This window comes from Frigoribacterium sp. PhB116, assembly GCF_004364285.1.
Lineage (GTDB): Bacteria > Actinomycetota > Actinomycetes > Actinomycetales > Microbacteriaceae > Frigoribacterium.
The window spans coordinates 340,027-364,635 of sequence record NZ_SOBE01000002.1 but is presented as its reverse complement, the minus strand read 5'-3'; the positions used below and the strand labels follow the sequence as shown (position 1 = coordinate 364,635).

Sequence of the window (24,609 nt, the reverse complement as noted above, 5' to 3'; positions counted from 1 at the left end):
CATGACTAAACAGATCGGTGTACTCGCCGACCGCGCGAACGGTCGGTCGGGCCGCGTGCCGGGCGTCGTCACGGTGCTCGCCGCCGCCGCGTTCGTCCTCGCCTGGAGCTCGGGCTTCACGATCGCGGCCGTCGCGACCGTCGACGCGCCCGCGACGACGCTGCTGCTCTGGCGGTTCCTGCCGCTCGCGGTGCTGCTCGTCGCGGCCGCCGCCGCCCGCGGACGACTGCGCGGGGTCCCCGTCGTCGAGCTGCGGCGACAGGCCGTGATCGGGCTGCTCGCGCAGTTCGGCTACGTCGTCTTCGTCTACGCGGCGGTCGGCGCCGGGGTGGCGACCGGCAGCACGGCCCTGGTCGACGCGGTGCAGCCGCTCGTCGTCGCCACCCTCGTCGGCCCGCTGCTCGGGCTGCGGGTGCGCGGCGCGCAGTGGGCCGGGCTCGGCGTCGGTGCGGTCGGCGTCGCGCTCGTCGTCGGGTCGCAGCTCGGCGACTCGGACGCGCCGGCCTGGGCCTGGGCGTTCCCGGCGCTGGCCATGGCGAGCTTGATCGCCGGCACGCTCGTCGAGCGACGCGGTGCGGCAGAGCTGCCGGTGCTCACGACGCTGACGGTGCACGTGAGCGTGACGGCCGCGGCGCTCGTGGTGCTCGCGGCCGCGACCGGGACGCTCGTGCCGCCTCCGTCGTTCTCGTTCTGGGTCGCCACCGTGCTGTCGGCGCTGGTGCCGACGCTCGCCGCGTACGGGCTCTACTGGTGGCTGCTGCGCCGGCTGGGCGTGACCGCCCTGAACGCGCTGCTGTTCCTGGTCGCGCCGACCACCGCGGCGTCCGGCGCCCTGCTGCTCGGCGAGCCGCTCACGGCGTGGACCCTCGCGGGGTTCGTGCTCAGCGGCGCCGGCTCCGCCCTCGTGCTGGCGGGCGGGCGCAGGAGGCGCGCACCGGTCGGCGAGGCCCTCGCGACCGCCTGAGGCGCCTCCGTCGCGCCTCTTCCGTGCTTCGTACGCGCTGCCTTCGTGCCTCCTCCACAGCCGCCGGGCCGGGCCTCGTCACCAGCCGTTCACGTGGCGGGGACGTCGGCGGCCACCAGGGGTGGCACGATGGTGCGATGGACAGCGAACCACGCGTCGACGGCGCCGGCGTCACCCCCGATTTCCTCGACGACTTCGACGAGATCGTCAGCTTCGAGGACGGCACCCTCCCCGCCGAGCGGTACCTCGACCGAGAGCTCAGCTGGCTGGCGTTCAACCAGCGCGTGCTCGAGCTCGCCGAGGACCCGACGACGCCGTTGCTCGAGCGCGCGAACTTCCTCGCGATCTTCGCGAGCAACCTCGACGAGTTCTTCATGGTCCGCGTCGCCGGCCTGAAGCGGCGCATCGCCACCGGGCTCGCGGTGCCGACGAACGTCGGCCGCGGCCCGAACGAGGTGCTCGCCGACATCAACGCCAAGGCGCACGACCTGCAGGAGAGGCACGCCCGGGCGTTCCTCGACCTGGTCAAGCCCGACCTCGACGACGCGGGCATCCACATCGAGAAGTGGTCCGACCTCGAGGAGGCCGACCGCGTCCGGATGCGCGAGATCTTCACCGAGCAGATCTTCCCCGTGCTGATGCCGCTCGCCGTCGACCCTGCGCACCCGTTCCCCTACATCTCGGGCTTGTCGCTCAATCTCTCGGTGCGCGTCCGCAACCCGAAGACGATGCGCCAGGAGTTCGCGCGCCTCAAGGTGCCGCAGATGCTGCCGCGCTTCGTGCAGCTGCCCGACAACGACAGCGGGCGCGTGCGGTTCATCCCCCTGGAAGACCTGATCGCCAATCACCTGCAAGACCTGTTCCCGGGCATGGAGGTCGTCGAGCACCACGTGTTCCGCGTCACCCGCAACGAGGACGTCGAGGTCGACGAGGACGAGTCGGAGAACCTGATCCAGGCGCTCGAGCGCGAGCTGCTGCGTCGGCGCTTCGGCCCGCCCATCCGCCTCGAGATCACCGACGACATGGACCCGGTCACGCTCGAGCTGCTCGTCCGTGAGCTCGACGTCACCGACCAAGAGGTCTACCGGCTGCCGGCCCCCCTCGACCTCGCCGGCCTCTTCGAGATCACGAAGATGCCGCGCTCCGACCTGAAGTACCCGAAGCACCTGCCCCAGACGGCGCTGCAGCTGCAGCCGACCGAGCCGAACATGAAGCCCGACATGTTCGCCAGCATCGCCCGGCAGGACATCCTCGTGCACCACCCGTACGAGTCGTTCGCGACGAGCGTGCAGGCGTTCCTCGAGCAAGCGGCGGCCGACCCCAACGTCCTCGCCATCAAGCAGACGCTCTACCGCACGAGCGGCGACAGCCCCATCATCGAGGCTCTCATCGACGCCGCCGAGTCGGGCAAGCAGGTGCTCGCCCTCGTGGAGGTCAAGGCGCGCTTCGACGAGCAGAACAACATCACCTGGGCCCGGAAGCTCGAGAAGGCCGGCGTGCACGTCGTCTACGGCCTGGTCGGGCTCAAGACCCACTGCAAGCTCGCGCTCGTGATCCGCCAGGAGAAGGGCCGGCTGCGGCACTACACGCACATCGGCACGGGCAACTACAACCCGAAGACGAGCCGCATCTACGAGGACATGGGCCTCTTCACCGCCGACGACCAGGTCGGCAAAGACCTGACGCGCCTGTTCAACGAGCTGTCGGGCTACGCGATCGAGAAGAAGTTCAAGCGCCTCCTCGTCGCGCCGCGCTACCTGCGCCGCGGGCTGCTCAAGCAGATCCAGGGCGAGATCGAGGCCGCGCAGGCCGGTCGCCCCTCGGGCATCAAGATCAAGATCAACTCGATCGTCGACGAGCAGATCATCGACGCGCTCTACAAGGCCAGCCAGGCCGGCGTGCCCGTCGACGTCTGGGTGCGGGGCATCTGCACCATCAAGCCGGGCCAGCCGGGCCTCAGCGACACGATCCGCGTGCGGTCGGTGCTCGGCCGCTACCTGGAGCACTCGCGCCTGTTCTGGTTCGCGAACGACGGCGACCCCCAGGTCTTCATCGGCAGCGCCGACATGATGCACCGCAACCTCGACCGCCGCATCGAGGCGCTCGTGCGCCTCACGCAACAGGACCACCTCGACCAGGTCTCCGAGCTCTTCGACCGTGCGATGTCCGACGAGACGGCGTCGTGGTGGCTCGAGAGCGACGGCACCTGGACGCGCCACGCGCGTGACGCGTCGGACGCGCCGCTCGCCGACATGCAGAACGTGCTGATGAAGCAGATCACGCAGCGCCGCCGGGCCAGCCGGTGAGCACGGTCGCCCCCACGACGATCGTCGCCGCCGGCGCGGTCTGCTTCCGCCTCGTCGACGGCAAGGCGCGCGTGCTGCTCATCCACCGCGAGCACCACGGCGACGTCTCGCTGCCCAAGGGCAAGGTCGACCCCGGCGAGTCGACGCCGCAGACGGCCGTCCGCGAGATCCGGGAGGAGACGGGCTACCGCGTCGCCCTCGGGGCCCCGCTCGGCACCGCCGAGTACGTCATGCCCGGCGGTCGGGACAAGATCGTGCACTACTGGGCGGCCGAGGTCACCGACGAGGCGTTCGCCGAGGCCGGTCGCTTCACGCCCAACAGCGAGGTCGCCGCGATCGAGTGGGTCTCGATCGAGAAGGCGCGCGCCAAGCTGACCTACGAACGGGACGCGGAGGTGCTCGACCGGTTCGCCGACCGCGTCGCCTCGGGCGCCGCCCGCACCTTCGCCCTCGTGGCCCTGCGGCACGCGAAGACGACGTCCCCCGGCGACTGGAGCGGCTCGGACGCCACCCGACCCCTGCTGCCCCAGGGCCGCCGCCAGGCGAAGTCGATCGCACCCGGCATCGCCGCGTGGGCCCCGCAGCGGCTGATCAGCAGCACGGCCGCCCGCTGCCTCGCGACGCTCGAGCCGGTCTCGGCGCTGACGCGCGTCGGGGTCAAGCAGAGCGACTCGATCAGCCAGGACGCGTTCGACCGCCACGACGACGACGTGACCGGCGTCGTCGCGAAGCGCCTGAAGAAGCGGGTGCCGGCCGTGTTCTGCACGCACGCCCCGGTGCTGCCCGAGATCGTGCGCCAGATCGCCGCGGGGACGGTCGGGGGCCACCGGCTCGACCTGCGCCGCGCCTCCTCGCTGAGCCCCGGCGAGTACACCGTGTTGCACGTGTCGTGCTCCGATGCCGCGCTCGTCGCCGTCGAGACGCACGGCCCCGTGCTCTGAGGCCGACCGCCGACCGTTCGACCATCGCGCCCCGTGGCACTGCCCCGGGGCGCGAGCCGTGTCGGGCCGTGTCGGCGCGACGGGTGGGCTCGGCGGGTGATCCTGGCCCTGCGGCACCGTGCCTGCGGGCACGCCCGGCCGATGTTCCCCCCGCGTTAACCTCCCGTTCACCATCGCAGACGACCGTGGTTAACCGCCCGACGTAGCGTCTCGCAACGGGCCAGCACCGGCCCCCCAGCACCCCACAGCACTACATCCCGAAAAGGAACCTCTGTGAACTTCAAGCGCACCGGCAGCATCGTGGCGATCGCCGCGGTCGGCACCATGCTCCTCGCGTCCTGCGCCTCCAACGAGGGCGGCTCCGGCACCTCGGCCGAGGGCGCCTCCTCCGACCTCTCCGGCACGATCGCCGGCATCGGCGCCTCGTCGCAGCAGGCAGCCCAGGAGGCCTGGGTCGCCGGCTTCCAGACCGCCAACCCCGACGTGACCGTCAACTACGACCCGCAGGGCTCCGGCGGCGGCCGTGAGAGCTTCATCTCCGGCGCCGCGGCCTTCGCCGGCTCGGACCGCGCGTTCAAGACCGACGAGATCTCGTCGAGCACCTTCGCGGGCTGCACCCCCGACACCGGCATCGTCGAGCTGCCCGTCTACGTCTCGCCCATCGCGGTCGTCTTCAACCTCGACGGCGTCGACGAGCTCAACCTCTCCCCCGCCACCATCGCCGGCATCTTCAGCGGCGCGATCACCACCTGGGACGCGGCCGAGATCAAGGCCGACAACCCCGACGCCGACCTGCCCAGCACGCCCATCACGGCCGTGCACCGCTCGGACGACTCGGGCACCACCGAGAACTTCACCGAGTACCTGAACGCCAACAGCCCCGACGTCTGGTCGTCGGAGCCCGACGGCGTCTGGCCCCTCGAGGGCGGCGAGGGCGCCTCCGGCACCTCGGGCGTCATCGACGCGGTGACCAACGGCACCGGCACCATCGGCTACGCGGACGCCTCGCGCGCCGGCGACCTGGGCGTCGCGAAGATCAAGGTCGGCGAGGAGTTCGTCGAGTACTCGGCCGAGGCCGCCGCCGCCATCGTCGACGAGTCCCCTGAAGAGGAAGGCCGCAGCGAGGGCGACATCGCCATCGAGCTCGACCGCACCTCGACCGCCGACGGCGTCTACCCCCTCGTCCTCGTCAGCTACCTCATCGGCTGCGAGTCGTACGAGGACGCCGCCCAGGGCGAGCTCGTGAAGTCGTACTTCGAGTACGTCTCCAGCGACGAGGGCCAGCAGGTCGCGGCCGACGCCGCCGGCTCGGCTCCCATCTCGAGCACCCTCTCGGGCCAGGTCGCCGACGCGATCGCGCTCATCAAGTAGCACCCGCCACACCGGGCCCGGGACCGCACGCCGTGCGGTCCCGGGCCGTCGCCCTGACAGGGGCACCGCACCGCAGCACCATCCGCGACACCGGCAGCACCAGCACCGCCACCCGAGCACCGATCACCCACCCGGAGGACCTCGTCCGATGACCGCCCCCGCATCGTCCGCCACGAAGGTCACAGCACCTCGTGCGCCGCGTAGCCCCGCAGACCGGGTCTTCTCGGGCAGCACCGTCGTCGCCGGCGGCCTGATCCTCGCCATCCTCGCCGCCGTCGCGATCTTCCTGGTCGCACAGAGCATCCCCGCCGTGATCGCCGACCCGGCCGACATCTCGCTGTCGGGCTTCCCCGACTCGTTCTGGCAGTACGTCGGGCCGCTCGCCTTCGGCACGGTCTACGCCGCTGCGCTCGCGCTCGTCATGGCCCTCCCCGTCGCCATCGGCATCGCGCTCTTCATCTCGCACTACGCCCCGCGCCGCCTCGCCGCGGGGCTCGGCTACGTCATCGACCTGCTGGCCGCCGTGCCGTCGGTCGTCTTCGGCCTGTGGGGCAGCATCGTCCTCGCCCCCGCCGTGCAGCCCGTCTACGCGTGGATGGCCGACCACCTCGGCTGGTTCCCGCTGTTCGCCGGTCCCGTGTCGGGCACCGGCCGCACGCTGCTCACCGCCTCCATCGTGCTCGCCGTGATGATCCTCCCGATCATCACCGCGCTGAGCCGCGAGGTGTTCCTGCAGACGCCGACCCTGCACGAGGAGGCGGCCCTCGCGCTGGGCGCGACCCGCTGGGAGATGATCCAGGTGGCGGTCCTGCCCTTCGGCCGCCCCGGCATCATCTCGGCCTCGATGCTCGGCCTCGGCCGGGCCCTCGGCGAGACCATGGCCGTCGCGCTCGTCCTCTCGCCGGCGCTCGTGATCAACCCGGCGATCCTCACCTCGACGAACTCGTCGACCATCGCCGCGAACATCGCCCTGAGGTTCCCCGAGGCGCACGACATCGGCATCAACACCCTGATCGCGACCGGACTCGTCCTGTTCGTCATCACGCTGGTCGTCAACTCGATCGCCCGCATCGTCATCAACCGCCGCAAGGCCTTCTCCGGAGCGAACTGATGGCCACGACCACCCAGGACCGTCCCCGCACGGCCAGCCGCACCGTCAACACCCTCACCACGGGACGCCTGCCCAAGGCCTCGCCCCTGGTCATCCTCGCCGGCAGCTGGGCGATCATGCTCGTCGTCTTCGGCCTCCTGCAGGCCGGCGGCGTCACGGAGACGTTCAACTGGGTCGCTGCGATCGTGCTCGGCACGATCCTCTACGCCGCGCTCGTCTTCGTCATCTCGATGCAGGTCGAGGGCATCCGCCGCGCCAAGGACCGCGTCGTCACGACCCTGGTCAGCGCCGCGTTCATCCTCGCCCTGATCCCGCTCGTCTCCGTCCTCTTCACCGTGGTGACGAGCGGCGCCGCGCGCTTCGACGGCGACTTCTTCGCCATGTCGATGCGCAACGTGGTCGGCGCGGGCGGCGGCGGTCTCCACGCCCTCACCGGCACCCTGCTGATCACCGCCCTCGCCGCCGTGATCTCGGTGCCGATCGGCCTGCTCACGGCCATCTACCTCGTCGAGTACGGCCGTGGCCGCCTGGCCCGCGCGATCACGTTCTTCGTCGACGTCATGACGGGCATCCCGTCGATCGTCGCCGGCCTGTTCGCCTACGCCCTGTTCGTGATCTTCTTCGGCGAGGGCGTCCGCATGGGCGCCGCCGGCTCCGTGGCCCTGGCCGTGCTGATGATCCCCGTCGTCGTCCGCAGCACCGAGGAGATGCTCAAGCTCGTCCCGAACGAGCTGCGCGAGGCCGCCTACGCGCTCGGCGTGCCGAAGTGGCTGACGATCCTCAAGGTCGTGCTCCCCACCTCCATCGCGGGCATCACCACCGGCGTCATGCTCTCGATCGCCCGCGTCATCGGCGAGACGGCCCCGCTGCTGATCACCGCCGGCTTCACCGCGAGCATGAACTACGACCTGTTCGACGGCCGCATGCAGTCGCTGCCGGTCTTCGCCTACAGCTCGTACGTGAGCCAGGGCACCGACGCGGCCGCCTACATCGACCGGGCGTGGACCTCGGCCCTGACGCTGATCCTCATCGTCATGGCGCTGAACCTGCTGGCCCGCCTCATCGCGCGCCTCTTCGCCCCCAAGCTCGGCCGCTGACGGCCACGCGCCTCCCCCTCTCTTCCCCCTGCGTCCCCGTACGACGCCGCACCTCACCGAAGGAACCTGAATGTCCAAGCGCATCGAGGTCAAGGACCTCAACGTCTACTACAGCAAGTTCAAGGCCGTCGAGGACGTCAACATCACCATCGAGCCGCGCACGGTCACGGCCTTCATCGGCCCGTCCGGCTGCGGCAAGTCGACGTTCCTCCGCACGCTGAACCGCATGCACGAGGTCATCCCCGGGGCGTACGTCGACGGCGAGGTGCTGATCGACGGCAACGACCTGTACAGCCCCGGCGTCGACCCGGTGCTCGTGCGCCGTCAGGTCGGCATGGTGTTCCAGCGCCCGAACCCGTTCCCCACCATGAGCATCCGCGACAACGTGCTCGCCGGCGTGAAGCTCAACAACCGCCGCATGGGCAAGGGCGAGCAGGACGACCTGGTCGAGAGCTCGCTGCAGGGCGCCAACCTCTGGAACGAGGTCAAGGACCGCCTGGACAAGCCCGGCTCGGGCCTCTCGGGCGGCCAGCAGCAGCGCCTCTGCATCGCACGCGCCGTCGCCGTCTCCCCCGACGTGATCCTGATGGACGAGCCCTGCTCGGCCCTCGACCCGATCTCGACGCTCGCCATCGAGGACCTCATCGAGGAGCTCAAGCAGCAGTACACGATCGTCATCGTGACCCACAACATGCAGCAGGCCAGCCGCGTCAGCGACAAGACGGCCTTCTTCAACATCGCGGGCACCGGCAAGCCCGGCAAGCTCATCGAGTACGACGACACCGCCACGATGTTCTCGAAGCCCAGCGTCCAGGCGACCGAGGACTACGTCTCCGGCCGCTTCGGCTGAGCCCGGAGGCTGTGCACGGCCGACGGTCGTGTGCGGCCCACGGGTCGTCGTCGGCCCGGCACGACGCGAAGGAGGCGGCCCACCTGCTGGTGGGCCGCCTCCTTCGTCGTGTGGCCGGGTCGCGGCCCTCGGGGGGGGCCCGACCGGGTCGTGCAGCCGCTGCTAGGCGCTCTGCACGGCCATGATCGGGTCGCTCGTCGGCTGCTCGGAGCCGCCGGCGGGCTCGACCGTCAGGCCGATGGTGTCGCCGGGCGTCATCTCGCCCTTGAGCACCTTGGTGACCGTCGAGTCGGTGTCCGTGTCGAACGTGCCGGCAGGCACGGCGCCGTCGGCGCCGATGTACCAGAGCTCGTACGTCTGGTCGCCGGGCAGCGACGTGAGGCCGTCGAGGACGACCGCCGAGCGCTTGAGCTCGTTCGACCAGACCAGCGTCGCGGTGCCGCCGGTGCTGACGTCGGCAACGGTCCGCTGGAAGTCGCCAGCGGCGTAGATCTCGTCGATCGAGGAGGCGGTGGCCTCCTGCTGCTGGCTCGGGCCGGTGACCTCGGACAGCAGCGCGCCTCCTCCGAAGAAGAGCGCGGCGGCTGCCGCAGCGACGCCGAGCATCGCGACGGGCCGGGTGAACCAGCGGGCTCGGGCGGCGCCGGTGGGCTCGAGCACGCGGGCAGCGGTCTCGGACTCGCTCGGCTCCATCTCGGGGACGGCGTGGCGGCCGGGGCGGGCGATCTCGTGGTCGTCACCCGCGCCTCCTGCGACCTGGGTCGCGGCCGACGTCTGCGAGGCAGAGTCGGAGGTGGTCTGGGCGGGCAGCTGAGGCAGCCCGACGATGGCGTCCATGATGCTCGCGCGGAGGGCGGCCGAAGGCATCACGGGCGGTGCCGCATGGGCGAGCAGCAATGCGGTCTCTCTCAATTCGGTCACTTCCCTTCTGGTGCTCTCGGACTCCTCCAGCAGAGTCTCGAAGTCGTGTCGTTCGTCGTCGCTCAGGGCGTCGAGCGCGTAGGCGCCCGACATCGCCTCGAGCGAGTCGTGGGGCGGGTTGCCCCCGGTGGTGGAGTCGTCGCGGTAGGTCACGATGCCACTCCCATCTCGTCGCGCAGGCGGATCATGCCGTCGCGCAGTCTCGTCTTGACGGTGCCGATCGGCACCCCCAGCATCGCGGCCACTTCGCTGTGGCTGTAGCCGCCGTAGTACGCCAGCCTGACGGCCTGGCTCTGGAGCTCCGTGAGTCGTCCCAGTGCACGCTCGACGCGTTCGTGCTCGATCCGGATCTCGACCGACTCGGTGACCGAGTCGTAGCCGGGCTCCAGGTCGCGGACGCCGATCTTGAGGTCTCGGTCGCGGCCGGCCTGAGAGGCGCGGACGCGGTCGACGGCCCGGCGGTGGGCCATCGTCAACATCCAGCTCGAGGCGCTGCCCCGGGTGGTGTCGAAGCGAGCGGCGTTCTGCCAGATCTCGAGGAAGACCTCTTGGGTGACTTCCTCGGACTGCGAGTGGTCCTTCAGGAGGCGCTTGATCAGGCCCATCACACGGGGTGCGGTCTGGTCGTACAGCTCGGCGAAGGCCACTCGATCGGCCTGGGCGACCCTCAGGAGGAGCTCGTCAGGAGTCGACGCACGCGCCTCGTCCTGGGGAGTCTCGATGTCATGGGTCACGAGCTTCAGCATGTCAGGGTTCACCTCGATCCGCTCGTGTCGGGTTGACCGTCACAGGATCGTGACGGGTTCGTGCTGGTCGTTCGTGGTGCAGTTCTTGCTGGTCGGGCTTGTTCCTGCTCGTTCTTCCTGGTGTGAGTCGCTCCCCCCGCCCGGTGACCGTCTGGGATGGCGTTCAGGCCCGGGCCGAGCGGAGGGAACGACCGCGTCGTCCCGCCAGTCAGGGCGGCGGGAGGTCAGCGGAGGATCTCTCGATCCCTCACGCTCATGGTTCGGCACCGGGGGGCTGCTGGTTTGGGCGAGTTTGCCTCGGGTGCACGGAACGCCTGGCGGGGCCTCGGCGGGCCTCTGGCCGAGTGGTCACGAACGGTCGGTCATCACGTCGGGAGGAACCACGTCGGACCACTCGACCGAGGGCCCCGGATGGAGGACGGGGACGGACCCCGGGTCAGCTGAGCGGGATGGTCACGCTCGGCGAGAGGAAGAGGGTGTCGAGCCGCAGGAACGCCTCTCGGCGCGAGGCCGCTCGAAGCGGCTAAATTTGGAGCCCGGGGTTTCTACGGCCCGACAATGATCGAGTGTAACCGTCGTCGCCGGGCCTCGCTCGGGCGTTCGCCCGGTGCGAACACGGAGCGTCAGTCGAGGCTGCCGTCGCGCCAGAGCGCGGCGCAGGCAGTGAGGTCGACGCCGAGCTCCGAGAGGCGGAGCGCGCGTCGGGTGAGCGTCGAGGCGAGGTCGGAGCCGATCGAGTCCTGCTCGTCGGCGACGGTCGTGGCGCCTGCCGAGGCGAGCCGGCAGAACGCCGCACCGCGCTCGAGCGCGACCGCGAAGTCGCCGTCGAAGACCCCGCGGAGGATGAGGTCGGCCAGCGCGAGCACCTCGGCCGGCGTCGCGGGCGTCGGCGCCCCGGCGACGATCGGGTCGATGGTGGTCGACGTCTCGACGCCGCGGTCGAAGAGGTAGGTGACCTCCTCGGGCGCCTGGCGGATGACGGCGCGCACGAGGTAGATGCGCCACAGGGCCCCCGGCAGGGTGTGCGGTGCGGCGCGGGCCCACAGCTCGGCGACGACGTCGATGCCGTGCTCGTCGCTGAACGAGACGAGCCGGTCGAGGATCTCGGGCTGCGGGTCGTGCTTGACCCGGGCGACGAGGGCGGCCGCCGACTCGTGCGCGATCCGGTTCACGGTCGCCGGGTCGTCGCCTCCCTGGAACGCCTCGAAGGCGGCGCTGGGGAACTGGGTCGGGCGGTGGAAGTCTCTGGGCATCGCCTCGACGATACGCGCGTGCACCGACAGCGGCGTGTGGGTCGGGCGTCGCCGCCCGCCGTCGGCTGTCGTCGTCGCCCGTCGTCGTCGCTCGTCGTCGCTCACAGCCGCGAAGGAGGCGCGCTGCCGGCCCGCGAGGACGTCCGCGATCACGTATCCTCGACCACTGAGGGCCTCTAGCTCAGTTGGCAGAGCATCGGACTTTTAATCCGCGGGTCGTGGGTTCGAGCCCCACGGGGCCCACGAACGACGAAGGCGACACCCAGCTCCATCGGGTGTCGCCTTCGTCCTTCGTGGACGCGCCGAGCGCCGGCCGCCGGCGCCGGAGACGAGCGTGCCCCCGACCGGCGGAGCCAGCGGGGGCACGGTGCACCGGGAGCGGCTCCGGTCCCCGGATCAGGTGGGGAACGGCGCACGGACCTCCCGGCGACTTGTGTCCGGTAACCAGCCGAACGAATACACGCTAGCGCCCAGACGGGCAGAGCGGGGTGTGCGGCAGGGACCACCTGCGCATACTGGACAACAGGTCAGCGGGTCGGTTTCGCCGGGCGACACGTGTTGCACAGCTGGATCGGTGCCTCCCGTGACGTCGGTGAAGCGACAGCGACGCGATGACGACGAGACGACGCGGGACATCGCGGAGGTTCGTCGCGATCGCGTCGCCTACGCCTACGCCCGCGCGGACTCGCCCGAGGAGACCGGCACGACCCGCCGGATCCCCCACGCCGCCGTCCACGTCTCGCCCGGCTCGAGCCAGAGGAGCCCCTCGCCGGTCGCCAGCGCGTTCGGCGGCGCCGTCATCGGCTCGACCGCCACGGCCAGCCCCTCGGCCCCCGCGCGCGGGAAGTTCCGCGGCGTGAACACCTGCACGTACGGGAACGCCTCGTCTTGCCAGAGCTCGGTCACCGTGCCGTCGGGCGCCGTCAGCCGCGTGCGGCGCACGCCGTCGGAGCCGGGCTGCACGTCACGATAGGGAGTGTCGAGGTCGAGGTCGCCGAGCCGGGGCCCGCCACGGAGGTCGGCCGACGTGCCCGCCACGGGCGACGTGCCGGTCGGGATGCCGCGCTCGCTGACCTCGTACCGGGTCGCCGCCTCCAGGGCGATCGTCAGCGTCGCCGGGTCGTGCTCGCCGACGCGGAGGAAAGGGTGCGAGCCGACGGCGAACGGCGCACGGGCTGCGCCGACGTTCGACACGGTGTGCACCACCCGCATGCCGTCGGCGACGAGCTCGTGCCGCACCGTCGTCTCGAGCGTGAAGGGCCAGCCGTGCTGCGGGAACACCGTCGCCGCGAGCGTCACCGCGTGCGGCTCGACGTCGACCGCCCCGCACGCCGTGTACCGCAGCAGCCCGTGGCTCGCGTTGCCCTTGGCCGGCTCGGTGAGGTCGAGCTGCAGCTCACGTCCGTCGAGCGTCCAGCGCCCGCCGTCGACGCGGTTCGGCCACGGGAAGAGCGTGATCCCGCACGCCGACGGCGGCGTCTCGTGCTCCGCGAACGTCTCGGTCAGCGCCTCGCCGTCGACGGCCAGGGCGCGCAGCCCTGCGGCGACCTCGGTCACCGTCGCCGTGACGACGCGGCCGTCGGCCTCGAGCCGCAGCTCGTGCTGGTGCCCGGTGGGTGGGGTCGTCATGGTCGTCCCTTCGTCGTGAGCGTCGCGACCGTGGTGAGCGTCGTCGCAGGAGGTGCGGGTGCGGACTGCAGGACGCGCAGCCGTGCCGGTGGCCGGCACCGCGCCTCCGGCGTCAGCCTGCCAGGTCGTCGGCCGACCCGGCCGGGCCGGGACCGTCGTCGGGCAGCTCGGCCTCGACGACCTCGAGCCCGGCTCGCCGCAGGGCGTCGACCTGCCCGGCCTCGGCGTCGGCGGTGATGAGTGCCTCGAACCGGTCGAGCGGGCCGATGACGCCCAGGTGCGCCTCGCCGAGCTTGCCGCCGTCGGCGACGATGTACGAGCGCCGGGCGGTGGTGGTCATGAGGCGCTTCAGGTCGGTCTCGGGCAGGTTGACGTTGGTCGCGCCGTGCTCGGCGTGCACGCCGGTGCAGCCGATGAAGGCGAGGTCGGCGGTGATCGAGCTGAAGACGCTGGTCGCCAGGGGGTTCACGAGCGAGTGCTGCAGCGGCCGGAGGGTGCCGCCCGAGACGATCACCGTGAACCGGGGCACCGCCTGCTCGAGGGCCAGCGCGATGGTCAGCCCGTTGGTGACGACGACGACCCCCTCGAGGTCGTGACGGTCGAGCAGGGCAAGGGCGATCTGCGTCGTCGTGGTGCCGACGTCGATCACGACGCAGTCGCCCGAGCGCACGAGCGAGGCGGCACGGACGCCGATCGCCTTCTTGGCGTCGGTGCCGACCGCGCTCTCCTCCTCGAAGGGGCGCTCGACCGGCCGGTCGACGGAGAGGGCGCCGCCGTGGACGCGCGACAGCAGCCCCTCGGCGGCGAGGCTCTCGAGGTCGGTGCGGATCGTCACCTCGGAGAGCCGGAACTCACGCGCCAGCTCGGAGGTCGAGACGAACCCGCGACGGCCGACCAGGTCGGCGATGCGCCCGCGCCGACGCTCGCCGGGCAGCGGGGCGTCGTCGGGGTTGCGGGTCACCCCTCGATCTTCGTATGCTTTCACCTGCTTTCGCAAGTGCAAGTCGCGGGGGCGTCCGCAGGCCCCACCCCCGCCCCCAGAGGAGGCACCATGGCGTCGATCGCCATCCGCCCGACGACACTGGCCGACGGCCGTGAGCTCATCTACTTCGACGACGCCGACACCTCCCTCGGCGCCGAGCGTCGTGCCGACGCGCGCGTGCTCGACCCGCGCCCCGAGACCGCCTCGATGCGTCAGGACCCGCTCACGGGCGAGTGGGTCTCGATCGCGGCCTCGCGCCAGAACCGCGTGTTCCTGCCGCCGGCCGAGCTCGACCCCCTGGCCCCCGCCTCCTCGACGAACCCGTCCGAGATCCCCGACCTCTACGACGTCGCCGTCTTCGAGAACCGCTCCCCGTCGTTCGGCCCGACCCTCGACGGGCCCGACGCGCCCGCCGGTCTCGCCGACCTGGCCGAGGTCGGCCTCGGCCGCACGCGCCGCAGCGTCGGCCGCTGCGAGGTCGTCTGCTTCAGCCCCGAGACGCACGGCTCGTTCGCCGGCCTCAGCGACTCCCGAGCGCGCACGGTCGTCGAGGCGTGGGCGCACCGCACCGAGGCCCTCTCGGCCCTGCCCGGCGTCGAGCAGGTGTTCCCGTTCGAGAACCGCGGCCAGGCCATCGGCGTGACCCTGCACCACCCGCACGGCCAGATCTACGCCTACCCCTACGTGACGCCGCGCACCTCCGCGCTGCTGCGCAGCATCGACGCCTACGGCCCCGACCTCTTCGCCGACCTGCTCGAGAGCGAGCGCAGCGGCCCGCGCGTCGTCCTCGCCGGCGAGCACTTCACGGCCTTCGTGCCGTTCGCCGCGCGCTGGCCCATCGAGATCCACCTGCTCCCCCACCGCCACGTGCCCGACTTCGCGGGCCTGACGAGCGACGAACGCGACGAGCTCGCGGTCATGTACAAGCGCCTCCTCACGGGCCTCGACGCCCTCTACGGCGACGAGACGCCCTACATCGGCGCCTGGCACCAGGCTCCCGTCAACGTCGGGCGCGACACCGTCCGACTGATGCTGCAGATCACGTCCCCGCGACGTGCCGAGACCAAGCTGAAGTTCCTGGCGGGCTCCGAGGCCGCGATGGGAGCCTGGGTGGGCGACCTCGTGCCCGAGGTCCAGGCCGACCGACTGAGAGAGGCGATGACGCGCTGATGGACACCACCCCCGACACCGCAGGAGGCGCTGCCCGCGCCACCGAGACCGGCCACGCCCGCGACTTCGCCTCCGTCTTCGACACCGCCGTCGCCGGACGGTGGTCGGCGCCCGGCCGCGCCAACCTCATCGGCGAGCACACGGACTACAACGACGGCTTCGTGTTCCCGTTCGCGATCGACCGCCGCACGGTCGTGACCGTCGGCGTGCGTGACGACCGCCTCCTCCGTGTCGCCAGCACCTTCGACGAGAGCGTCCACGAGATCTCGCTCGACGAGCTCGACCCGGCCCGCCTGGACGGCTGGTCCGCCTACGTGTTCGGCATCGCCTGGGCGCTCTCCGTCGCGCCGACGCGCGCCGCGTCGCCGTCGTTCGCCGCCGCCGGCGGAGACCTCTCGACGATCGACCTGTCGACGGTGCCCGGGCTCGACCTGTTCGTCACCTCCGACGTGCCGATCGGCGCGGGCCTGTCGTCGTCCGCCGCGCTCGAGTGCTCGGTCGCCGTCGCGATGACCGAGCTCTGGGGCCTCGACGTGAACCGCGCCGCCCTCGCCGCCGTCGGCCAGCTGTCCGAGAACGAGGCCGTGGGCGCGCCCACCGGCATCATGGACCAGTCCGCGTCGCTGTTGGGCCAGGCCGACTCGGCCGTGTTCCTCGACTGCCGCAGCCTCGACGCCGACGTCGTCGACCTCGGCTTCGACGCGGCGGGCCTCGAGATCCTCGTCGTCGACACGCACGTCGAGCACGCCCACGCCACCGGCGGCTACGTCGACCGCCGCACCTCGTGTGAGCGCGGCGCCGAGGCGCTCGGCGTCAGCTCGCTGCGCGACCTCGACGTCGACGACCTGACCCGTGCCGCCGAGGTCCTCGACGACGAGACGTTCCGCCGAGTTCGCCACGTGGTCACCGAGAACCAGCGCGTGCTCGACACCGTGCGCACCCTGCGCACCGACGGCGCCGTCGCCATCGGCGCGCTGCTCGACGCCTCCCACGTCTCGATGCGCGACGACTTCGAGATCTCGGTGCCCGAGCTCGACCTCGCGGTCTCCACCGCCCAGGCGGCCGGGGCCGTCGGTGCGCGCATGACCGGCGGCGGCTTCGGCGGCTCGGCGATCGCGCTCGTCCGCTCAGCCGACCGCGACGCCGTCGCGTCGGCCGTGACCGCCGCCTTCGCGGAGGCCGGCTTCGCCGCGCCGACCGTCTTCACGGTGCACCCCGCCGAGGGCGCACGCCGCGACGGCTGACGCGACCCGCGCGCTCGACCCGACCCGCTCGTCCCCTCCCGGGGGCGGGCGGGTTCGTCGTGTGCGGGCCGGGTCCGTCGTGCACAGCCAGCACTGCCGACCACGGTCGAGTTCGACGACGACGGGCGTCCACGAGAGCCCGGCGACGACGAACTCGCCCGGACCGGCGAGCCCGACCGGACCGCCGGGCGCAAGCACAGGCGCAGGCGCCGGCTCGACTTACGCGAGGAGGGACGAAATGCGGCCGGGCCAGGCCGTACTTCGTCCCTTGTCAGGCACTTCCACGCGCTGCAGGCCGCGCCGCCGCCGGGCGCCCGGCGCCAGCGTGGGAGTTATGCGAAAAGGGACGATGTCCCCACGGGCCCCGCGCTACTCAGTCCCTTCTCGGGCACTTCCTGCCGCTGCGCCGCGCAATGCCGGGCGCCGGGGCCCGGCGGGCGTGGCCCCGGCCGATGCAGGCCCAGGCGGGCGCCGGGCGCCGGGTGCGCCAGGCGCGGCGGGCGCCGAGCTCGGCGGGCGCCGAGCTCGGCGGGCGCCAAGCTCGGCGGGCGCCAAGCTCGGCGGGCGCACCGGGCGCGCCAGGCGCGGCGGGCGCGGCGGGCGCGCCGGTCGCGCCGCGCGGCGGCGCGGCGCCTCAGGCGACGCGCTCGGCGGCCTCCACCACGTTGGCGAGCAGCATCGCGCGGGTCATGGGGCCGACTCCCCCGGGCACCGGCGACAAGGCGCCTGCCACGGCGGCCACGCCCGGGTCGACGTCGCCGCGCAGCTTGTACTTGCCGGTCTCCTCGTTGAGGACACGCGTGATGCCCACGTCGATCACGGTCGCTCCGGGCTGCACCCAGTCGGGCTTCACCAGGCCGGCCACCCCCGCGGCGGCCACGACGATGTCGGCCCGACGCACCTCCGCGGCGACGTCGGCCGTGCGCGAGTGCGTCAGCGTGGCCGTGGCCTCGAGCCGCGTCAGCAGCAGCCCGAGCGGACGCCCCACCGTCAGCCCCTGGCCGACGATCGTCACGTGCGCGCCGGCGATCGGCACGTCGTAGGCGCGCAGCATCGCGACGATGCCTCGCGGCGTGCAGGGCAGGGGAGTGTCGATCGAGCCCTTGCCCCCGGGCACGGCGAGCACGAGCTCGCCGAGGTTGACGGGGTGCAGGCCGTCGGCGTCCTTGGCGGGGTCCATCAGCTCGAGCATCGCCGTCGGGTCGATCCCCTCGGGCAGCGGCAGCTGGATGATGAAGGCGGTCACGGCCTCCTCCGCGTTCATCGTCTCGATCGCGGCGCGGATCTCGGCCTCGGACGCCGTGTCGGGCAGGTCGATGCGGATCGACTCGATCCCCACCTCGGCGCAGTCGCGGTGCTTCCCCGCCACGTACGACAGCGAGCCGGGGTTGGCCCCGACGAGGATCGTCCCGAGCCCCGGCGCCGTGCCGCGCGCCTTGAGGGCGTCGACCCGCTCGCGCAGGTCGGCCTTGACGGTCGCGGCGAGAGCCGTGCCGTCGATCTTCACGGCACTGCCCGGCCCGGCGATCAGCGGCCGCCCCTGGTCATCGACGTCGACCCCGACGGCACCGGACGGGGAAGGACCCCCGCCGACGACGGCACCAGCACCCGCACCCGCACCGGCGACCGCGGCCGCACCGGCAACAGCACCGGCAGGGGCAGCAGCAGCACCGGCACCGGCACCGGCAGGACCGGCAGCAGCCGCAGCCGCAGTCGCGCGGTCGGCCGCACCGGCCGGCTCAGGGGACGAGGAGGCGCCGGTCGCGTCGACCGGGCCCACGCCCGCGCTCACGCGTAGAGCGGGAACGCGTCGGTCAGCGCCTTCACCCGCGCGGCCAGCGCGGCGATGTCGGGCTCGGGCATCAGCGTCGCGGCGATGATGTCGGCGACCTCGGCGAACTCGGCGTCGTCGAAGCCGCGGGTCGCGAGTGCGGATGTGCCGATGCGGACGCCGGAGGTGACCATCGGCGGGCGAGGATCCCACGGGACCGAGTTGCGGTTCACGGTGATGCCGACCTCGTGCAGGAGGTTCTCCGCCTGCTTGCCGTCGACCTCGCTGGCGCGCAGGTCGACGAGCACGAGGTGCACGTCGGTGCCGCCGGTGAGCACGTCGACGCCGGCTGCCTTCGCGTCGGCCTGCATGAGGCGTGCGGCGAGCGCCTGGGCACCGCGGATGGTGCGCTCCTGGCGGTCCTTGAACTCGGGCTCGGCCGCGAGCTTGAACGCGGTCGCCTTGGCGGCGATGACGTGCATCAGCGGGCCGCCCTGCTGGCCGGGGAAGACCGCCGAGTTGAGCTTCTTGAAGAGCGGCTCGTGGTTCGACAGGATCACGCCGGACCGGGGACCGGCGAGGGTCTTGTGCACGGTCGACGAGACGACGTGGGCGTGCGGCACGGGCGAGGGGTGCAGGCCGGCGGCGACGAGCCCGGCGAAGTGCGCCATGTCGACCCAGAGGTACGCGCCGACCTCGTCGGCGATGGCGCGGAAGGCCTCGAAGTCGAGCTGGCGGGGGTAGGCCGACCAGCCGGCGATGATCACCTTGGGCTGGTGCTCGATCGCCTGGCGACGGACGACGTCCATGTCGATGAGGTACGTCTCGGGGTCGACCTCGTACGCGACGGCCTTGTACATCTTGCCGCTGAAGTTGAGCTTCATGCCGTGGGTCAGGTGGCCGCCGTGCGACAGCTCGAGGCCGAGGATCGTGTCGCCGATGTCGGCGAGCGCCGCCAGCACGGCGGCGTTGGCCTGGGCGCCCGAGTGGGGCTGCACGTTGGCGAAGTCGGCGCGGAACAGCGACTTGGCGCGCTCGATGGCGAGGTTCTCGGCGACGTCGACGAACTCGCAGCCGCCGTAGTAGCGGCGGCCCGGGTAGCCCTCGGCGTACTTGTTCGTCAGCACGGAGCCCTGCGACTCGAGCACGGCACGCGGCACGAAGTTCTCGGAGGCGATCATCTCGAGGTAGTCGCGCTGACGGCCCAGTTCTTGCTCGAGCACGGCAGCGATCTCGGGGTCGACCTCGCTGAGCGGGGCGTTGAAGGTCGAGGGCAGCTTCTGGCCGGCGGCGCTGGCGGTGGACTCTGACTGGATCGTCATGGCGGGTCTCTCTCTACACGGTCACGGGACGAGGGCGGCACGAGGTGCCGGTTCTTCAGGTGGTGAGGTGGCCCAGGCGTACGGCCACGTACCGTGTGTGCGTCGCTCCCCGATGGTGACCATCTGAACGCCAGTCGCGACCGGTCGATCATATCTCGGCGGGCTGCGCGGATGCGAGACTGGGGCGATGCTGGACCGCACCGCCACCTCCTCGTCCGACGTCCGGTTCCGCACCGGCATGACCGGCTGGCTCCGGTGGCCGCTGGTGGCCGTGATGCTCGCCCTCGCCGTGTTCTCGTGGGTCGCGCCGGGCGACGACGCCAGCACCTCCGAGCAGACCGTCGGCCCCCTGGTGCTCGTGCTGGTCGCGGTGATGCTCGCGTCGATGGGCGTCACCGTGAGGGCCGACCCCGAGCGCCTCCTCCTCGCGTTCACGCCCTTCTACCGGCGGTCGGTGGCGCGTCAGGAGATCGTCTCGGTCACGGCCGACACCTGGAGCCCGATCAGCTTCGGCGGCTGGGGCGTCTAGGGCTGGGCGCGGTCGAGCAAGGGGCTGCTGCTGAACGCCTCGCTCGGGCGTCGCGGCGACCAGGGGCTGCGCGTCGTCACGGCCGACGGACGCACCTACAACGTCGAAGTGCCCGACCCGGTCGACGCGGCCGTGAGGGTGCGCGAGCTGCTGGACGTGCCGGAGGCGTCGGTCGCCACCCGCTGACCGGCGGCGGCCGGCGCGACGACCGGCCTGCGAGAGGCGCCAGAGGAGGTGCCGACAGACCAGACGGTTCGTTCTGTCGGGCGAGCCGTGGCACGCTGGTGCGGTGACGCAGACCCTCGACGACACGCGCACCGGGACCGAGACCGGCGAGCGCCTCCTCGTCGCGCCCGACGTGCCCTGGGTCGTGCTCGTCTGGGACGACCCGGTGAACCTGATGTCGTACGTGAGCTGGGTGTTCCGCAGCTACTTCGGCTACGCGGCGGCCGAGTCGGAGCGCCTCATGATGCAGGTGCACACGACCGGCCGCGCCGTCGTGGCCACCGGCCCGCGCGAGGCGATGGAGCGGCACGTCGAGGCCCTGCACGACTTCGGCCTCTGGGCGACCGTCGCGAAGGCCGACGAGTGATCCCGTTCCGGCGTCGCGGCGACGACCTGCTGCTCGACCTGCCCGAGCACGAGGCGAGGCTGCTCGGCGACCTCGTCGCCCAGCTCGTCACCGTGCTCGAGGGCGGCGACCCCGGCGACCCGGCCGTGGCGCGCCTCCTGCCGTCCGCCTACCCCGACGACGAGGAGGCGGCGGCCGAGTTCCGCAGGTTCACCTCCGACGACCTCACCGCCCGCAAGCTCGCCAACGCGCGACGGGTGCTCGACGACGTCGCGGCGCCGACGGCCGAGCGGCTCGACGCCGCGGGGCAGCAGTCGTGGCTGCGGACGCTGACCGACCTGCGGCTCGTGCTCGGCAGCCGTCTCGGCGTGACGGCCGACGGGCCGGCGCCGAGCGACGACCCGCACGTGGTCGTCATGCACGACGTGTTCGACTGGCTCGGCTACCTGCAGGAGAGCCTGGTCCAGACGCTGGGCTGACCCCGCGTGCTGCGAGACCCGACCCGCTGCGGACCGTGGCCGGTCCTGCCGGGTGCTAGCGCCCCTCCTTCGGGAACACCACCCAGAGCACGAGGTACAGCAGCACCTGCGGGCCGGGCAGCAGCAGCGACAGCACGAACAGCAGCCGCACGAGGAACGGGCTGAGGCCGAAGCGGTTCGCGAGGGCGGCACAGACTCCGGCGATGACCTTGCCGCGGCGGGGACGAGTGAGGGTAGCCATGGGCCCACCCTGCCAGCCCGGGCTCGACCGCGCCTGGATCGCGGACGCCGCGACGGCGGGCGCCTGGGAGAATGGTCCGATGAGCGCATCACTCGTGGCGAAGGACCTGGCCGGCGGCCACGGGCACCGCACCCTCTTCGACCACCTCGACCTCACGGTCGCGCCCGGCGACGTCGTGGGCGTGGTGGGCGTGAACGGGGCCGGCAAGTCGACGCTGCTGCGCCTCCTCGCCGGCGTCGACGAGCCGCAGGGCGGCTCCGTCGTGCTGAGCCCGGGTGACGCGTTCGTCGGCTGGCTGCCCCAGGAGCACGAGCGCGTGCCCGGCGAGACCGTCGCCGGCTACATCGGCCGCCGCACCGGCTGCACCCAGGCCGCCGCCGAGATGGACGAGGCCGCCTCCGCCCTCGGCGACGTCGACGCGGCGCCCCGCGCAGACGGCCTCGACCCGGCCGACGTGTACTCGACGGCGCTCGAGCGCTGGCTCGCGAGCGGTGCGGCCGACCTGGACGACCGCCTCCCGCAGGTGCTCGCCGAGCTGGGCCTCGGCGACGGAGCAGGTGTGAGCTCGGGCAGTGCCGCCGAGGGCGCCGTGGGCCCCGACAGCCCGATGACCTCGCTCAGCGGAGGCCAGGCGGCCCGGGTCGGCCTCGCCGCCCTGCTGCTCAGCCGCTTCGACGTCGCGCTGCTCGACGAGCCGACGAACGACCTCGACCTCGACGGCCTCGAGCGGCTCGAGCGCTTCGTGCAGGGCCAGCGCGGCGGCGTCGTGCTCGTGAGCCACGACCGCGAGTTCCTCGCGCGCTGCGTCACCAAGGTGCTCGAGCTCGACCTCGCCCAGTCGTCGAACCGGGTGTTCGGCGGCGGCTACGACTCTTACCTCGAGGAGCGCGAGACCGCCCGACGTCACGCCCGCGAGGCCTACGACGAGTTCGCCGACAAGAAGGCCGACCTCGTCGGCCGTGCCCGCACGCAGCGCGAGTGGTCGAGCCAGGGCGTCCGCAACGCGATGAAGAAGGCCCCCGACAACGACAAGATCCGCCGCAAGGCGTCCGCGGAGTCGAGCGAGAAGCAGGGCCAGAAGGTGCGGCAGATGGAGAGCCGCATCGCGCGCATGGAGGAGGTCGACGAGCCCCGCAAGGAATGGCAGCTCGAGTTCACCATCGGCTCGGCACCGCGGTCGAGCGCCGTCGTCGCGACGCTCAGCGGCGCGGTGTTCCGACAGGGCGAGCCGGGCGACGAGTTCGTGCTCGGCCCCGTCTCGCTGCAGGTCGACGGCGGCGACCGCATCGGCATCACCGGGCCCAACGGGGCCGGCAAGTCGACGCTGCTGCGCGGGCTCCTGGGGCGTCAGGCCCCGAGCGAAGGAGGCGCCAGCCGCGGAGCCAGCATCGCCGTCGGCGAGATCGACCAGGCGCGTGCGCTCCTCGCCGGCGACGAGCCCCTGGCCGAGGCCTTCGAGGCGCTCGTGCCCGACTGGCCCCAGGCCGAGGTGCGAACCCTGCTCGCCAAGTTCGGGCTGAAGGCCGACCACGTCTCGCGCCCCGTCGACGAGCTGTCGCCCGGCGAGCGGACCCGCGCTGGTCTCGCCCTGCTGCAGGCCCGCGGCGTGAACGTGCTCGTGCTCGACGAGCCGACGAACCACCTCGACCTCGCCGCGATCGAGCAGCTCGAGCAGGCGCTCGAGTCGTACGAGGGCACGCTGCTGCTCGTGACGCACGACCGGCGGATGCTGCAGACCGTGCGGCTCGACCGGCAGTGGCGCGTCGAGGGCGGCCGGGTGACGGAGTCGTGACCGGCGCCTCCTCGATGTCCCGCTCGCCCTCGACGACCCGCTCGCCGCGCTCGTCGACACGACGCGCCGCCCTGCCCGTCGCGGGGCTGCTCACCGCCGCCCTGCTGCTGACCGGGTGCACCGGCGGCGGCGGCGCGGACGACGACGTGACGTCGGGCGCGACGGGCAGCGCCTCGGCCGCACCCGACGCGGGCACCGGCACGAACACCAGCTCCGACGACGCCTGGGCTGCCTGGGACGCCGCCCTCGTCGACGTCGACGGGTCGCCCGCCCGGTGGCTCGCGGTCGGCGACTCGATCACCGAGGGGCAGGGTGCCTCCTCGGTGGACGCCCGCTGGGTCGACCTGACCCGCGACGCCCTCCGCGCCGCGCACCCCGTCGACGGCGTCACGGGCGGCGTCGGCTACCGACCGGCGGTGTTCGCGACCTACGGTCCCGACTCCCCCTGGGGAGACTGGGCGACCGACCGGCAGGGCGGCGTCGACCTCGACGGCACCTCGCCTGCCCTGGGCTTCCGCAGCCTCGAGCTCGAGCCCGGAGCGCGGGTGAGCTGGCCGGTGACGGGCACCGACGTGGACCTCTGGTGGGCAGGAGGCGGCGGCTCGTTCACGTGGGACGTCGACGGCACCCGGCAGGGCCAGGTCGACACCGGCGCCTCCTCGGCGTCGTCGTCCGTGACCCCGGTCGAGGACCTCGGCTCCGGGCCGCACACCGTGACGGTGACCGTGGCGGCCGGCGACCGCTCGGACGAGCCCGTCGTGCTGCACGGCCTGGCAGCCTTCGACGGCGACCGGGAGCGCGGCGTGACCCTGTACGACTCGGCGCGGTCGGGCGCCACGACCGGCACCTTCACCGACGACCTCGCGGGCTGGCTCGAGGCGGTGGCCGCGGCCGAGCCCGACGTCGTCACCATCACGCTCGGGGCCAACGACCTGCGGGGCAGCAGCCCCGAGGAGTTCGCCGACGGCTACCGGGACGTCGTCGAGGGCCTGCAGGCGCTGGACGCGCCTCCTACCGTGGTCGTCGTCGACGAGTTCCCCGTCGCGGCCGGCCTGGCCGACACCGGGCAGGCGCCGATCGCCGACTACGCCGCCGCGCTCGACGAGGTCGTCGACGAGACCGGCGTCGTGTCGGTGTCGCTCGGCGACGCACTGGCCGGTGCGGGCAACACCGACCTGCGCAGCCTGTTGTCGTCGGACGGGCTGCACCCGAACGACGCCGGCCAGCGCGCGATCGCCGCGTTCATGACGGGCGTGCTCGGGCGCTGAAGCGCCTGGCCGCATGGTGCGGCTGCCGGCTGCGGCTGCCGCTGCCGCCGC

At 72.4% G+C, this 24,609-nt stretch carries 22 protein-coding genes, 1 tRNA gene and 1 riboswitch; of the genes, 15 read left to right on the top strand and 8 right to left on the bottom strand.

What is annotated here, in order from left to right; all coding sequences use genetic code 11:
• Position 1 precedes the first annotated feature (1 nt).
• From EDF20_RS08155 to pstB, 7 genes are all read left to right on the top strand, one after another.
• Complete coding sequence (locus EDF20_RS08155) at positions 2–964, top strand: DMT family transporter (RefSeq protein ID WP_133738329.1); 963 nt, start codon at positions 2–4, stop codon at positions 962–964.
• 137 nt (positions 965–1,101) lie between these two features.
• A complete protein-coding gene (locus EDF20_RS08150) occupies positions 1,102–3,270 on the top strand; it encodes an RNA degradosome polyphosphate kinase (RefSeq protein WP_123547840.1) in 2,169 nt (722 codons plus the stop codon).
• On the top strand, positions 3,267–4,211 hold the full coding sequence (locus EDF20_RS08145; RefSeq protein WP_123547839.1) for an NUDIX hydrolase: 945 nt from the start codon (positions 3,267–3,269) through the stop codon (positions 4,209–4,211). The genes EDF20_RS08150 and EDF20_RS08145 overlap by 4 nt, the downstream gene beginning before the upstream one ends.
• A 324-nt stretch (positions 4,212–4,535) precedes the next feature.
• Positions 4,536–5,582 carry a phosphate ABC transporter substrate-binding protein PstS gene (locus EDF20_RS08140; RefSeq protein ID WP_133738714.1) on the top strand — a complete coding sequence of 349 codons (1,047 nt, stop codon included), beginning with the start codon at positions 4,536–4,538 and terminating at the stop codon, positions 5,580–5,582.
• A gap of 148 nt (positions 5,583–5,730) precedes the next feature.
• Entirely contained in the window at positions 5,731–6,693 is a 963-nt protein-coding gene (gene pstC, locus EDF20_RS08135; protein WP_133738328.1) for a phosphate ABC transporter permease subunit PstC, read from the top strand.
• Positions 6,693–7,790 (top strand): phosphate ABC transporter permease PstA, encoded by a 1,098-nt coding sequence (gene pstA, locus EDF20_RS08130; protein WP_123547837.1) that lies wholly within the window; start codon positions 6,693–6,695, stop codon positions 7,788–7,790. The genes pstC and pstA overlap by 1 nt, the downstream gene beginning before the upstream one ends.
• Before the next feature lie 70 nt (positions 7,791–7,860).
• Complete coding sequence (gene pstB, locus EDF20_RS08125; protein WP_123547836.1) at positions 7,861–8,640, top strand: phosphate ABC transporter ATP-binding protein PstB; 780 nt, start codon at positions 7,861–7,863, stop codon at positions 8,638–8,640.
• Between the two features lie 162 nt (positions 8,641–8,802).
• Here the strand turns inward: pstB and EDF20_RS08120 are convergent, their stop codons facing one another.
• The 3 genes from EDF20_RS08120 to EDF20_RS08110 form a co-directional block, all read right to left on the bottom strand.
• Positions 8,803–9,714, bottom strand: a complete 912-nt coding sequence (locus tag EDF20_RS08120; RefSeq protein ID WP_133738327.1) for an anti-sigma factor — start codon at positions 9,712–9,714, stop codon at positions 8,803–8,805.
• Complete coding sequence (sigK, locus tag EDF20_RS08115) at positions 9,711–10,307, bottom strand: ECF RNA polymerase sigma factor SigK (RefSeq protein ID WP_123547834.1); 597 nt, start codon at positions 10,305–10,307, stop codon at positions 9,711–9,713. The genes EDF20_RS08120 and sigK overlap by 4 nt, the downstream gene beginning before the upstream one ends.
• Before the next feature lie 623 nt (positions 10,308–10,930).
• The gene (locus EDF20_RS08110; protein WP_133738326.1) at positions 10,931–11,560 is read right to left on the bottom strand and encodes a DNA-directed RNA polymerase subunit beta; all 630 of its coding nucleotides are present in this window, start codon (positions 11,558–11,560) and stop codon (positions 10,931–10,933) included.
• A gap of 170 nt (positions 11,561–11,730) precedes the next feature.
• Here EDF20_RS08110 and EDF20_RS08105 point away from each other — a divergent pair.
• Positions 11,731–11,803: transfer RNA gene (locus EDF20_RS08105), tRNA-Lys, on the top strand.
• A gap of 426 nt (positions 11,804–12,229) precedes the next feature.
• On the opposite strand, the gene EDF20_RS08100 is transcribed toward EDF20_RS08105, so the two are convergent.
• Positions 12,230–13,189 (bottom strand): aldose 1-epimerase family protein, encoded by a 960-nt coding sequence (locus EDF20_RS08100; RefSeq protein WP_123548299.1) that lies wholly within the window; start codon positions 13,187–13,189, stop codon positions 12,230–12,232.
• A gap of 112 nt (positions 13,190–13,301) precedes the next feature.
• Positions 13,302–14,150 (bottom strand): DeoR/GlpR family DNA-binding transcription regulator, encoded by an 849-nt coding sequence (locus EDF20_RS08095; RefSeq protein WP_208292609.1) that lies wholly within the window; start codon positions 14,148–14,150, stop codon positions 13,302–13,304.
• A 90-nt stretch (positions 14,151–14,240) separates the two neighbouring features.
• Between EDF20_RS08095 and galT the strand changes: the two genes are divergently transcribed.
• Together galT and galK are read left to right on the top strand one after the other, a co-directional pair.
• Positions 14,241–15,341 (top strand): galactose-1-phosphate uridylyltransferase, encoded by a 1,101-nt coding sequence (gene galT, locus EDF20_RS08090; protein ID WP_133738325.1) that lies wholly within the window; start codon positions 14,241–14,243, stop codon positions 15,339–15,341.
• Positions 15,341–16,585 carry a galactokinase gene (gene galK, locus EDF20_RS08085; protein ID WP_133738324.1) on the top strand — a complete coding sequence of 415 codons (1,245 nt, stop codon included), beginning with the start codon at positions 15,341–15,343 and terminating at the stop codon, positions 16,583–16,585. Before galT ends, galK begins: the two co-directional genes overlap by 1 nt.
• Before the next feature lie 634 nt (positions 16,586–17,219).
• Here the strand turns inward: galK and EDF20_RS08080 are convergent.
• The gene (locus EDF20_RS08080) at positions 17,220–18,113 is read right to left on the bottom strand and encodes a bifunctional methylenetetrahydrofolate dehydrogenase/methenyltetrahydrofolate cyclohydrolase (protein ID WP_133738712.1); all 894 of its coding nucleotides are present in this window, start codon (positions 18,111–18,113) and stop codon (positions 17,220–17,222) included.
• 260 nt (positions 18,114–18,373) lie between these two features.
• Complete coding sequence (gene glyA / locus EDF20_RS08070; protein WP_133738323.1) at positions 18,374–19,678, bottom strand: serine hydroxymethyltransferase; 1,305 nt, start codon at positions 19,676–19,678, stop codon at positions 18,374–18,376.
• A 63-nt stretch (positions 19,679–19,741) separates the two neighbouring features.
• A riboswitch (ZMP/ZTP riboswitch) is annotated at positions 19,742–19,826 on the bottom strand.
• A 39-nt stretch (positions 19,827–19,865) separates the two neighbouring features.
• On the opposite strand from glyA, the gene EDF20_RS08065 reads away from it, so the two are divergent.
• The 3 genes from EDF20_RS08065 (at position 19,866) to EDF20_RS08055 (ending at position 21,257) form a co-directional block, all read left to right on the top strand.
• A complete protein-coding gene (locus EDF20_RS08065; RefSeq protein WP_133738322.1) occupies positions 19,866–20,207 on the top strand; it encodes a hypothetical protein in 342 nt (113 codons plus the stop codon).
• A gap of 289 nt (positions 20,208–20,496) precedes the next feature.
• Complete coding sequence (clpS, locus tag EDF20_RS08060; RefSeq protein ID WP_123547824.1) at positions 20,497–20,799, top strand: ATP-dependent Clp protease adapter ClpS; 303 nt, start codon at positions 20,497–20,499, stop codon at positions 20,797–20,799.
• Positions 20,796–21,257 (top strand): DUF2017 domain-containing protein, encoded by a 462-nt coding sequence (locus tag EDF20_RS08055; protein WP_133738321.1) that lies wholly within the window; start codon positions 20,796–20,798, stop codon positions 21,255–21,257. Before clpS ends, EDF20_RS08055 begins: the two co-directional genes overlap by 4 nt.
• A gap of 55 nt (positions 21,258–21,312) precedes the next feature.
• On the opposite strand, the gene EDF20_RS08050 is transcribed toward EDF20_RS08055, so the two are convergent.
• Entirely contained in the window at positions 21,313–21,498 is a 186-nt protein-coding gene (locus EDF20_RS08050; RefSeq protein WP_123547822.1) for a PspC domain-containing protein, read from the bottom strand.
• Between the two features lie 79 nt (positions 21,499–21,577).
• On the opposite strand from EDF20_RS08050, the gene EDF20_RS08045 reads away from it, so the two are divergent.
• Together EDF20_RS08045 and EDF20_RS08040 are read left to right on the top strand one after the other, a co-directional pair.
• Positions 21,578–23,290 (top strand): ABC-F family ATP-binding cassette domain-containing protein, encoded by a 1,713-nt coding sequence (locus EDF20_RS08045; protein ID WP_133738320.1) that lies wholly within the window; start codon positions 21,578–21,580, stop codon positions 23,288–23,290.
• Positions 23,287–24,558 carry an SGNH/GDSL hydrolase family protein gene (locus EDF20_RS08040; RefSeq protein WP_133738319.1) on the top strand — a complete coding sequence of 424 codons (1,272 nt, stop codon included), beginning with the start codon at positions 23,287–23,289 and terminating at the stop codon, positions 24,556–24,558. The genes EDF20_RS08045 and EDF20_RS08040 overlap by 4 nt, the downstream gene beginning before the upstream one ends.
• Positions 24,559–24,609: the final 51 nt, after the last annotated feature.

Excerpts from the sequence above, each read along its gene's own strand:
- galT (WP_133738325.1), top strand. The coding sequence starts at position 14,241 with ATGGCGTCGATCGCCATCCGCCCGACGACACTGGCCGACGGCCGTGAG.
- EDF20_RS08100 (WP_123548299.1), bottom strand. The coding sequence starts at position 13,189 with ATGACGACCCCACCCACCGGGCACCAGCACGAGCTGCGGCTCGAGGCC.
- EDF20_RS08065 (WP_133738322.1), top strand. The coding sequence starts at position 19,866 with ATGCTGGACCGCACCGCCACCTCCTCGTCCGACGTCCGGTTCCGCACC.
- pstC (WP_133738328.1), top strand. The coding sequence starts at position 5,731 with ATGACCGCCCCCGCATCGTCCGCCACGAAGGTCACAGCACCTCGTGCG.
- pstB (WP_123547836.1), top strand. The coding sequence starts at position 7,861 with ATGTCCAAGCGCATCGAGGTCAAGGACCTCAACGTCTACTACAGCAAG.
- sigK (WP_123547834.1), bottom strand. The coding sequence starts at position 10,307 with ATGCTGAAGCTCGTGACCCATGACATCGAGACTCCCCAGGACGAGGCG.
- EDF20_RS08050 (WP_123547822.1), bottom strand. The coding sequence starts at position 21,498 with ATGGCTACCCTCACTCGTCCCCGCCGCGGCAAGGTCATCGCCGGAGTC.
- EDF20_RS08155 (WP_133738329.1), top strand. The coding sequence starts at position 2 with ATGACTAAACAGATCGGTGTACTCGCCGACCGCGCGAACGGTCGGTCG.
- EDF20_RS08110 (WP_133738326.1), bottom strand. The coding sequence starts at position 11,560 with ATGCCCAGAGACTTCCACCGCCCGACCCAGTTCCCCAGCGCCGCCTTC.
- pstA (WP_123547837.1), top strand. The coding sequence starts at position 6,693 with ATGGCCACGACCACCCAGGACCGTCCCCGCACGGCCAGCCGCACCGTC.
- glyA (WP_133738323.1), bottom strand. The coding sequence starts at position 19,678 with ATGACGATCCAGTCAGAGTCCACCGCCAGCGCCGCCGGCCAGAAGCTG.
- galK (WP_133738324.1), top strand. The coding sequence starts at position 15,341 with ATGGACACCACCCCCGACACCGCAGGAGGCGCTGCCCGCGCCACCGAG.
- EDF20_RS08140 (WP_133738714.1), top strand. The coding sequence starts at position 4,536 with ATGCTCCTCGCGTCCTGCGCCTCCAACGAGGGCGGCTCCGGCACCTCG.
- EDF20_RS08045 (WP_133738320.1), top strand. The coding sequence starts at position 21,578 with ATGAGCGCATCACTCGTGGCGAAGGACCTGGCCGGCGGCCACGGGCAC.
- EDF20_RS08150 (WP_123547840.1), top strand. The coding sequence starts at position 1,102 with ATGGACAGCGAACCACGCGTCGACGGCGCCGGCGTCACCCCCGATTTC.